Origin of the sequence: Magnetospirillum sp. WYHS-4 (assembly GCA_039908345.1) — a bacterium.
Classification (GTDB): domain Bacteria; phylum Pseudomonadota; class Alphaproteobacteria; order Rhodospirillales; family GLO-3; genus JAMOBD01.
Window position 1 is genome coordinate 1 of sequence record JAMOBD010000084.1, and the last position, 10447, is coordinate 10447.

The 10447-nt window shown below is 66.9% G+C and carries 9 protein-coding genes; 6 read left to right on the forward strand and 3 right to left on the reverse strand.

The genetic code is table 11. From position 1 onward, the window contains the following. The 3 genes from alaS to H7841_16795 form a co-directional block, all read right to left on the reverse strand. On the reverse strand, positions 1-2570 hold a 2570-nt coding region (alaS, locus tag H7841_16785), incomplete at its 3' end, for an alanine--tRNA ligase (protein ID MEO5338522.1). A gap of 209 nt (positions 2571-2779) precedes the next feature. Continuing rightward, positions 2780-3859, reverse strand: a complete 1080-nt coding sequence (gene recA, locus H7841_16790; GenBank protein MEO5338523.1) for a recombinase RecA — start codon at positions 3857-3859, stop codon at positions 2780-2782. A gap of 287 nt (positions 3860-4146) precedes the next feature. After that, positions 4147-4566 (reverse strand): GcrA family cell cycle regulator, encoded by a 420-nt coding sequence (locus tag H7841_16795; GenBank protein MEO5338524.1) that lies wholly within the window; start codon positions 4564-4566, stop codon positions 4147-4149. A 227-nt stretch (positions 4567-4793) separates the two neighbouring features. Here H7841_16795 and scpA point away from each other — a divergent pair, with 227 nt between their 5' ends. The 6 genes from scpA to H7841_16825 all read left to right on the forward strand — a co-directional run. Then, complete coding sequence (gene scpA, locus H7841_16800) at positions 4794-6944, forward strand: methylmalonyl-CoA mutase (GenBank protein ID MEO5338525.1); 2151 nt, start codon at positions 4794-4796, stop codon at positions 6942-6944. Further along, positions 6941-7480 (forward strand): TlpA family protein disulfide reductase, encoded by a 540-nt coding sequence (locus tag H7841_16805; GenBank protein MEO5338526.1) that lies wholly within the window; start codon positions 6941-6943, stop codon positions 7478-7480. The genes scpA and H7841_16805 overlap by 4 nt, the downstream gene beginning before the upstream one ends. A gap of 135 nt (positions 7481-7615) precedes the next feature. Next, on the forward strand, positions 7616-7846 hold the full coding sequence (locus H7841_16810) for a hypothetical protein (protein ID MEO5338527.1): 231 nt from the start codon (positions 7616-7618) through the stop codon (positions 7844-7846). Between the two features lie 135 nt (positions 7847-7981). After that, on the forward strand, positions 7982-8200 hold the full coding sequence (locus H7841_16815; GenBank protein MEO5338528.1) for an ATP-binding protein: 219 nt from the start codon (positions 7982-7984) through the stop codon (positions 8198-8200). Between the two features lie 443 nt (positions 8201-8643). Continuing rightward, the gene (locus tag H7841_16820) at positions 8644-9420 is read left to right on the forward strand and encodes a formylglycine-generating enzyme family protein (protein ID MEO5338529.1); all 777 of its coding nucleotides are present in this window, start codon (positions 8644-8646) and stop codon (positions 9418-9420) included. Continuing rightward, on the forward strand, positions 9417-10447 hold a 1031-nt coding region (locus H7841_16825; protein ID MEO5338530.1), incomplete at its 3' end, for an AMP-binding protein. The genes H7841_16820 and H7841_16825, both read left to right, overlap by 4 nt.

The window sequence follows — 10447 nt, forward strand, 5'->3', positions numbered from 1 at the left end:
GCCATGTCGGGACGGCCGCCGCCGCCCTTGCCGCCCACCACGGACGAACCCGCGCGCACCAGGTCGACGGCGCTCAGGCGGCCCGTCAGGTCGGGGCTGACCGCCACCACCAGGGACGCCTTGCCGTCGGCCGTGCCGACCAGGGCGACGACGCCCGATCCCACCTGCTTCATCATCTCGTCGGCCAGGCCCTTGAGGTCCTTGGCCGGAACGCCGTCCAGCAGCTTGGGCAGGAACTTGACGCCCGCCACTTCCCGAAGGTCGGAGTTCCCGCCCCCGCCGCCGCCCATGGCCATCTGGCGACGGGTGTCGGCCAAGTCGCGTTCCAGCTTCTTGCGATCTTCCAGCAGGGCGGCGATGCGGCCGGGCAGGTCCAAAGGCGATGTCTTGAGCAATGCCGCCGTGCTGTCCAGCAGCTTGACCTGTTCGGCCAGCCAGGCTTCGGCGGCCGGGCCGGTGACCGCCTCGATGCGGCGCACGCCGGCCGCCACCGCGCCTTCGGACACGATCTTGAACAGGCCGATGTCGCCGGTGCGCCTGGCATGGGTGCCGCCGCAGAGTTCCACCGAGAAATGGCGATGGCCGTGGGTGCTGCCCATGGCGAGCACCCGCACCTCCTCGCCGTACTTCTCGCCGAAGAGCGCCATGGCGCCTTCCTTCTGGGCCGTCTCGGGGTCCATCAAGCGGGTGGCGACCTTGGTGTTGAGGCGGATCTCGCGGTTGACTTCGGCCTCCACCAGGGCGACCTCCTCGGCGGTCAGGGCCTTGGGATGGCTGATGTCGAAGCGCAGGCGGTCCGGGCCGACCAGCGAGCCCTTCTGGGCGACGTGGTCGCCCAGGTACTTGCGCAGCGCCGCATGCAGCAGGTGGGTGGCCGAATGGTGGCCGCGCACGGCGGAACGGCGTTCGTGGTCGACCCGCAGGTTGACCTCGGCCCCCAGCTTGAGGGTTCCCTCTTCGATGCGCCCCAGGTGGACATGCAGGTCGCCCAGCTTCTTCTGGGTGTCGGAAACGACGACCTTGAGGCCGTCGGCCAGGATCAGGCCGGCATCGCCCACCTGGCCGCCGGATTCGCCGTAGAAGGGAGTCTGGTTGAGCACCAGGGCGACTTCGTCGCCGGCCTGGGCGGCTTCCACCCGCAGGCCGCCCTTGACCAGGGCGACGACACGGCCTTCGGCGGTCTCGGTGTCGTAGCCCAGGAAGTCGGTGGCGCCCACCTGTTCGCGGATTTCGAACCAGACCGCCTCGGTGGCCGCCTCGCCGGAGCCGGCCCAGGCCCGGCGGGCCTCGGCGCGCTGTTGTTCCATGGCGGTCGCGAAGCCGGCGGTATCGACACCAATCCCCTTGGCGCGCAGCGCGTCCTGGGTCAGGTCCAGGGGGAAGCCGAAGGTGTCGTAAAGCTTGAATGCCACATCTCCGGCCAGGCTGGAGCCCGCCGGCAGGTCCGCCGATGCCTCGTCCAGCAGCTTGAGCCCGCGATCCAGCATCTTCTTGAAGCGGGTTTCCTCCAGCTTCAGGGTCTCGGAAATCAGGGCCTCGGCGCGCTGCAGTTCGGGGAAGGCGGGCCCCATGCGGGTGACCAGGGCGGGCACCAGCTTGAACAGCAAGGGGTCCTCGCACCCCATCAGGTGGGCGTGGCGCATGGCGCGCCGCATGATGCGCCGGAGCACGTAGCCCCGCCCCTCGTTGGACGGCAGCACGCCGTCGGCGATCAAAAAGCTGGTGGAACGCAGGTGGTCGGCGATCACCCGGTGGGAGATGCGGTGCGGACCGTCGGCCTCGGCGCCGGAAGCTTCAGCGGAGGCTTCGATCAGGCCGCGCAGCAGATCGATGTCATAATTGTCGTGCACGCCCTGCATGACCGCGGCGATGCGTTCCAGCCCCATGCCCGTGTCGATGGACGGCTTGGGCAGGCCGACCCGTTCGGTGGGGTTCACCTGCTCGTACTGCATGAAGACCAGGTTCCAGACCTCGATGAAGCGGTCGCCGTCCTCGCCCGGGCTGCCCGGCGGGCCGCCCGGGATGTGATCGCCGTGATCGTAGAAGATTTCCGAACAAGGGCCGCAAGGCCCGGTATCGCCCATGGCCCAGAAGTTGTCGGAGGTCGGGATGCGGACGATGCGGCTTTCCGGCAGGCCGGCGATCTTCTTCCAGAGCTGGAAGGCCTCGTCGTCCTCGGAATAGACGGTGACCAGCAGGCGGTTCCTATCGATGCCGAATTCCTTGGTCATCAGGGTCCAGGCCAGGTCGATGGCCCGTTCCTTGAAGTAGTCGCCGAACGAGAAGTTCCCCAGCATCTCGAAGAAGGTATGGTGGCGGGCCGTGTGGCCGACGTTTTCCAGGTCGTTGTGCTTGCCGCCGGCGCGCACGCATTTCTGCGACGAGGCGGCGCGGACGTAGTCGCGCCTTTCCACCCCGGTGAAGACGTTCTTGAACTGCACCATGCCGGCGTTGGTGAACATCAAGGTCGGATCGTTGCGCGGCACCAAAGGGCTGGAGGGCACGATCTCGTGGCCGTTCTTGGCGAAATAGTCGAGGAACGCCTTGCGGATATCGTTCACGCTCTGCATGGTTCACCTTCACCCAATTCCCACCCTTTGAGGGGGGAGGGAGTTTTACCCCCGCCGCCGCCGCCTGTCCAGCAAGCGCCCCAAGGCGCCTGCCGTTCCCTTGGGCAGAGGTGCAGGGATGCCACAGGGGGCGCGCCGGCCCGCGGAGGGACGGAAAGGAGAAAGGGGCCTTGCGGCCCCCTTCCCGGTCGGCGGGGCGGCGGCCGGGGCTATTCGGCGGCGCCGTAGTCGGTGCTTTCTTCCTCGGGGCCGGCCAGCAGTTCCTCGGCGATGAGCCCCGCGTTCTGGCGGATGGCGTTCTCGATGCGCGCCGCGATTTCCGGATTGTCGCGCAGGAACTGCTTGGCGTTCTCCCGGCCCTGGCCGACCCGTTGGGAGTCGTAGGAGAACCAGGCCCCCGACTTCTCGACGATGCCGGCCTTGACGCCCAGGTCGATCAGTTCGCCGGTCTTGGAGACGCCCTCGCCGTACATGATATCGAATTCCACCATCTTGAACGGCGGCGCCATCTTGTTCTTGACGACCTTCACGCGGGTCTGGTTGCCCACCACCTCGTCCCGTTCCTTGATGGCGCCGATGCGGCGGATTTCCAGGCGGACGGAGGAATAGAACTTGAGCGCGTTGCCGCCCGTGGTGGTTTCCGGATTGCCGAACATCACGCCGATCTTCATGCGGATCTGATTGATGAAGATAATCATGGTGCGCGACTTGGAGACCGAAGCGGTCAGCTTGCGCAACGCCTGGCTCATCAGGCGGGCCTGCAGGCCGACGTGGGCATCGCCCATTTCCCCTTCCAGTTCGGCGCGCGGCACCAGGGCGGCCACCGAATCGACCACCAGCACGTCGATGGCGCCCGAACGCACCAGGGTGTCGGCGATCTCGAGGGCCTGTTCACCGGCATCGGGCTGGGAGATCAGCATCTCGTCGATATTGACCCCCAGCTTCTTGGCGTAGGCCGGGTCGAGGGCATGTTCGGCATCGATGAAGGCGCAGGTGCCGCCCTTCTTCTGGGCCTCGGCGATGGCGTGGAGCGCCAGGGTGGTCTTGCCTGAGCTTTCCGGCCCGTAGATTTCGACGATGCGCCCGCGCGGCAGGCCACCGATCCCCAGGGCGAGATCCAGGCTGAGCGAGCCGGTGGAGATGACATCGGTTTCGACCACCTCGCGCTGGCCGAGCTTCATGATAGAGCCCTTGCCGAACGCGCGTTCGATCTGGCTGACGGCGGCTTCCAGGGCCTTGTTCTTGTCCATGGCGTCCTTGTCCACAAGACGGAGAGCGGTCTGAATCATGGCGATCCCCCTTTATTCCACACGGCCCGGTCGGGCGCAACGCCTGTTATTGTGCACAGAACGTTCCGTGTTGCAAGAGTGTTCTGCAAACACCAGGCGAACAAAGGCCCCATCAGCGGGGAATGTTCGGCAATCCGTTCCGGAATCGGCGGGGCGCCGATGGCGGCAAGAGGGTACCCCGGAATCAAGGCCGCCCGGGCTGGGCGCCACGGGCGGCCTGAAGGAGCAAGAGGGGAAGTCGGTGGCGGCGACGGTCGGGGCCCGGCCTGGGAACCGGGCGTCCGGCGTCAGGCCGCCGCGATGCTCTTGTCCTTGTCCTTATCCTTGGAGGGCTTGACGTAGGCCCGGGCGCAATGCTCGTCGCAATAAGGCTTGCCGGGTACGGACTTCTTCCCGCAGAAGCGGAATTCCTCGCTGCCCGGATCGCCTTCCGGCCAACTGCACATGCCCGGTCCCAGGCGGTCCAGGCGGATCACGTCGGCCGACAAGGGCGGGCGGGCCTTGCGGCCGGGCGGAGTGCCCTTGATGGGCGAGGCGCGCTTGGTCAGCCCCAGGCGATGCACCTTGCCGATCACGGCGTTCTTGGTGATGCCCAGGCGGTTGCCGATCTCGGCGGTGGGCAGGCCCTCGTCCCACAGCGCGATCAGCGCCGCGGTGATTTCCGGGGTCCACTCGAAGGCCAAGCAGGCGGTGGTATCGTCGGTCATCCCGTTCCAATGGCCCCTTGCGAACGGCCATCCCTCCCATATGTGGTGGCGTGCTTATACAACATGCTGGCGGGTGGCGGCAACAGGCCCACTACATATTGTGGATAACTTTCTGTGGATAAGAAGCGGAACCCCATGCGATCCGGCGATTCGAATTTCTCTCGGCTGGACTTGGAGATTGGCTATAATCCGCGTCTCGCACGGTGCGGATAACGGGGAAAAGACCCATGGCGACCTTCGGCAAGCACGGCCTCGACGACTGGCGGCAGGCGGCCGCCAAGGAACTGGGCGGCAAGTCCGCCGACACCCTGACCTGGCGGACTCCGGAAGGCATTCCGGTCCGGCCGCTCTACACGGCGGAGGATCTGGAAGGCCTCCGGCACCTGGACGGCCTGCCCGGCTTCCCGCCCTACGTCCGCGGGCCGCGCGCCACCATGTACGCCAACCGGCCCTGGACCATCCGCCAGTACGCCGGATTTTCGACCGCCGAGGCGTCCAACGCCTTCTACCGCGCCAACCTGAAGGCGGGGCAGAAGGGCCTGTCGGTCGCCTTCGACCTGGCCACCCACCGGGGCTACGATTCCGATCATCCGCGCGTGGTGGGCGACGTGGGCAAGGCGGGCGTCGCCATCGATTCGGTCGAAGACATGAAGATCCTGTTCGACGGCATCCCCCTGGACGAGATGAGCGTCTCCATGACCATGAACGGCGCCGTGCTGCCCATCCTGGCCGGCTACATCGTGGCCGCCGAGGAACAGGGCGTCGCGCCGGACAAGCTGGCGGGAACCATCCAGAACGATATCCTGAAGGAGTTCATGGTCCGCAACACCTACATCTATCCGCCCGCCCCCAGCATGCGCATCGTGGCCGACATCATCGCCTATACGGCCGAGCGCATGCCCAAGTTCAATTCGATCTCGATTTCCGGCTACCACATGCAGGAAGCCGGGGCGACGGCGGTGCAGGAACTGGCCTTCACCCTGGCGGACGGGCTGGAATACGTGCGCGCCGCCCTGAAGAGCGGCCTTCCCATCGACAAGTTCGCGCCGCGTCTGTCGTTCTTCTTCGCCATTGGCATGAATTTCTTCATGGAGGTGGCGAAGCTGCGCGCCGCCCGCCTGCTGTGGGCGGAACTGATGGCGCCCTTCGAGCCGAAGAAGCCCGAGTCCTCGATGCTGCGCACCCATTGCCAAACCTCGGGCGTGTCCCTGACCGAGAAGGACCCCTACAACAACGTGGTGCGCACCACGCTGGAATGCCTGGCCGCCGTGCTGGGCGGCACCCAGAGCCTGCACACCAACGCCCTCGACGAGGCCATCGCCCTGCCGACGCCCTTCTCGGCACGCATCGCCCGCAACACCCAGTTGATCGTCGCCGAGGAAAGCGGCGTCACCCAGGTGGTCGACCCGCTGGGCGGCAGCTACTACGTGGAAAGCCTGACCGCCTCCCTGGCCGCCGAGGCCCGCAAGCTGATCGCCGAGGTGGAAGCCCTGGGCGGCATGACCAAGGCGGTGGAATCGGGCATGCCCAAGCGCCTGATCGAGGAATCCGCCGCCCGCCGCCAAGCCCGCATCGACCGCGGCCAGGAAGTGGTGGTGGGCGTCAACAAGTACCGCCTGGACAAGGAAGATCCCCTCGACATCCTGGAGGTGGACAACACGGCGGTGCGCGACAGCCAGATCGCCCGCCTGAAGCATATCCGCGCCGCCCGCGACGAACCCGGCTGCCGCGCCGCCCTGGACGCCCTCACCAAGGCGGCCGAGACGGGCACGGGCAATCTTCTGGAGCTTTCCGTCGCCGCCACCCGCAAGCGGGCCACGGTGGGCGAGATCTCGGATGCCTTGGAAAAGGTCTACGGCCGCCACCGGGCGCAGATCCATTCCATCTCGGGCGTCTACGGTTCGGCCTACGAGGGCGACGAGGGCTTCGCCCGGATCGTCAAGGAAGTGGAAGACTTCGCCGCCAGGGAAGGCCGCCGTCCGCGCATGCTGGTGGTCAAGATGGGCCAGGACGGCCACGACCGGGGCGCCAAGGTGATCGCCACCGCCTTCGCCGACCTGGGCTTCGATGTGGACGTGGGCCCCTTGTTCCAGACCCCCGAGGAAGCGGCCCGCCAAGCCGTGGAGAACGACGTCCACGTGGTGGGCGTGTCGTCCCAGGCGGCCGGGCACAAGACCCTCGTGCCGGCCCTGATCGACGAACTGAGGAAGCAAGGCGCTCCCGACATTCAGGTGGTGGTGGGCGGCGTGGTGCCGGCCCAGGACTACGCGTTCCTGCACCAGAAGGGCGTGGCGGCGGTCTATGGCCCCGGCACCCACATCCCGACCGCCGCGGCCGAGGTGATGGAAATCCTGCGCCGACGGACCCGGCCGGCGTGACCGTCCGCCATCGGGCTCTGGCGGCGAGCTTGGCCCTCGTCCTGGCCACGAGCGGGACAGACGCCATGGAAAAGGCCTTGTCGGGTGGACCGCTGGTGGGAACCGACGCCTGGGCCATCCTTTCGCCGGCCCTGCCCGATCTGGACGGAAGGCCGCGCCGGATCGACGATTGGCGCGGCAAGGTCGTCGTTCTCGCCTTCATGGCGCCCTGGTGCCCGCCCTGCCACCCCGAGGCCCGCCATCTCGCCCGTCTTCAGGAACTTTACGGCCGGCGCAACCTCCAGGTGGTGGGGGTGGGCCTGGACGTGGCGGACAAATTGGCCGATTTTTCCCGGCGCCATGCCCTTCCCTACCCGATTCTGGTGGCGGGAGAGGAGGATGGAACCGGCTTCGGCATGGCCTGGGGGATGGCCCGTCGCCAAGTGCCCTATACGGTGGTGATCGGTACGGACGGCCGCGTCTTCCACGCCGAGTACGGCATCTTCACCGACGCCGCCTTCGAGGCCCTGGTCGAGCCGCTGCTGGCGGGACCGTAGCGGGCGCGAACTCCATTGTTCCGGCCCGCCGCTTCGTGATAGCCTGCGCCTATATTAGGGATTCGCGATATGCGAGGTCGGGCGTTGCAGGGAGCGGGGATTCTGGCATTGGCGCTCTTGGCGTCGAGTCCGGTCTTGGCCGATTCCGAACTACCCGATGCGCCATTTTCCTTCACCGCCGAGGCCTGCGATGCGGTACTCGCGCGCTGCATGACCCAGTGCGAGAAAGACAATCCGATGATCGCCGGCGACATGCTGTGCACCGGTTGCGGATTTTCCTGTTTCACGGCCCATAAGAAATGCCTTGCGAAGTCGTGGTACGAAAAGATGTTCGGCAAGCCAACGGTTCTTCGCGAAGGCAATTGAGCGCCGTCAGTCCTGCGGTGGACTCCGTCGCGCGGTTAGTGCTAACCCGGATTATTCACGGAAGTTCGCGGAGTTATTGGGCCGCCGGTCATCAAGGTGGCGGCTCGGCGTAGCGGCGCAAGCTGGGTCTTTTCGGTGGCCGATAATGGAATCGGAATCGATGCCCAGTACATGAGCCAGATCTTCACCGTCTTCCGCCGCCTTCACACGGCGGAAGATTTCCCCGGAACCGGCATGGGGCTGGCGCTCGGCAAGCACATTCTGGATCGCCACGGAGGACGCATCTGGGTGGAATCGAAGCCCGGCGAAGGCAGCGTCTTCTACTTCAGCCTGCCCGCCGCCGATCCGGAATAAGGAAGAGCCGCCCGCGCGGCGGATGCCGGACAAGAAGCGGGCCGCCGGTCGAAACCGGCGGCCCTTTTCCCGGGGGTCCATTCCCGCCCGATGCATGGGGTCTGGGGGGGCGGGATACGACCTCCTTCCCTCTCGCTACGTACCCAGGCATGGGTGGGAGTGGTACGTAGCGACGAGCAATTCCCCTGGTCCGCTCCATCAGCCGCCTGTGGCGGCCCGTGGCCTTGTCGATTAGCCCTCTTGGATCGGCTAACCAGGAATTTGAACGCATTCTATCGTCGACCGGGGCGCCTGTCTGTAGGCGAGAGGACATAAGCTATCCCCAAAGTCATAGGTAGCGACTGACCGAGTCGAACTAGGCGCTTCGTCACGGCATCGCATCCTCTCTCCCACCGTCCCGCCCCGGCCTTGACCGCCCGCTCCGGCGCGTTTACCTCTTGGGTATGGTCCTGTTCCGGCTGCCCCTGCTGCTGGTCCTGCTCGCCTCGCCCGCCCTGGCCGGGGGGGCGTTCCGCGATTGTCCACGCTGTCCCGAGATGGTTTCCATCCCCGCGGGCAGTTTCGTCATGGGCAGCGACAAGGGGGAGAAATACGAGACTCCCGCCCATCCGGTCTCCATCGCCAAGCCTTTCGCCATCGGCCGCTACGAGGTGACCTTCGATGAGTGGGAATACTGCGTCGAGGAAAAAGGCTGCTTCGAGGTGCCCGACGATCATCTCTGGGGGCGCGGCCGGCGGCCGATCATCAATCTCACTTTCGACGACATGGTGCGCTATACCCAGTGGCTGAAGCGCAAGACCGGCAAAGCCTATCGTCTACCCAGCGAGGCCGAGTGGGAATACGCGGCGCGCGGCGGAACGGCAACCGAATACTGGTGGGGCGACGCTATCGGCCAGGGCAACGCCAACTGCCGGGAGTGCGGCACCGAATGGAGCGGCAAGATGAGCGCGCCGGCGGGTGCCTTGCCGGCCAATCCCTTCGGGCTCCACGACACCGCCGGCAACGTCTGGGAGTACGTCCAGGATTGCTGGGTGCCCAGCCACCTGGGCGCCCCCGCCGACGGCTCGGCGCGCCTGAACGGCGACTGCCGCGAACGGGTGACCCGGGGCGGGTCCTGGTACTATTTCCCCAAGCTCTCCCGTTCCGCCTATCGCTACAAGAACGACGCCCGCATCAAGAGCTACAACATCGGCTTCCGGGTCCTGCGCGAGGAACCGTGATCCGCCCCCACCTGGCCTTCGACCCCGGCTATCCTCTCCCCCCCGGCATTGCGCTGGTCGTGGAGACCAGCGGCAGCACCGGCACCCCCAAGGGCGTCATGCTGAGCGGCGGCAACCTGGCGGCGGCGGTGGCCGCTTCGCGGCGGCGGCTGGGATTGGAGGCGGACGACGCTTGGCTCTGCTGCCTGCCGCTCACTCATATCGGCGGCCTGTCCATTCTTCATCGCTGCGCCGAGGCAGGCGCCGCCGTCCTGCTGCACGAGGGCTTCGACGCCATCGCCGTCTGGCGGGATCTGGCGGCCGGACGGGCCACCCATGTCTCCCTGGTGCCTGCCATGCTGGCGCGATTGCTGGACCTCGCCGACCGGCCGCCGCCGTCTTTGGCCGTGCTGCTGCTGATCGCGGCGCAGCGTCTGGCGGAACTGGCGCTCCTGCCCGAGGACGAGCCCACCCCCCTGGCGATCATCGAAGCCCTGTGGGCCGAAACCGGCGGGTTGGACGAATTCGAGGCCGACGACCTGTACCAGGGCTTCGCCGCCGCTTCGCTGACCCAGCCCCTCGACCTCGGCGCCCGCACGCTGCTGCTGCACGACAACATGCTGTGGTATCTGCGCGAGCGCCTGAACCCGGACGGCCTGCGCACGGCGCATCGGGCGATGGTCGCCGCCCTCGACCGACTGTGCGGCGGCGACTGGACCAGACTGCCCAACGCTTACGCCTGGCGCCACGCCATCCGCCATCTGCGCGGGGCCGAGGACGCGCGGGCGGAAACCCTGCTGACCGACTACGCCTGGCTGAAGTCCAAGCTGGCGGCCACCAGCGCCCAGGATCTGTACGAAAGCTTCATCCCGGAACCGACGACCGAGCCCCCCCGCCTGATCGGCCGCGCCCTGGCGATGGGCGTGCCCGCATTGACACGGTATCCCGATCAACTGCCGCTCCAGATCACCGGCCGTCTGAAACGGATCGACGCCCCCACCCTGGCGCCGCTGCTCACGGCGGCCAAGGGCGACATCCCGGGATTATC

Excerpts from the sequence above, each read along its gene's own strand:
- recA (MEO5338523.1), bottom strand. The coding sequence starts at position 3,859 with ATGATTCAGACCGCTCTCCGTCTTGTGGACAAGGACGCCATGGACAAG.
- H7841_16795 (MEO5338524.1), bottom strand. The coding sequence starts at position 4,566 with ATGACCGACGATACCACCGCCTGCTTGGCCTTCGAGTGGACCCCGGAA.
- scpA (MEO5338525.1), top strand. The coding sequence starts at position 4,794 with ATGGCGACCTTCGGCAAGCACGGCCTCGACGACTGGCGGCAGGCGGCC.
- H7841_16820 (MEO5338529.1), top strand. The coding sequence starts at position 8,644 with ATGGTCCTGTTCCGGCTGCCCCTGCTGCTGGTCCTGCTCGCCTCGCCC.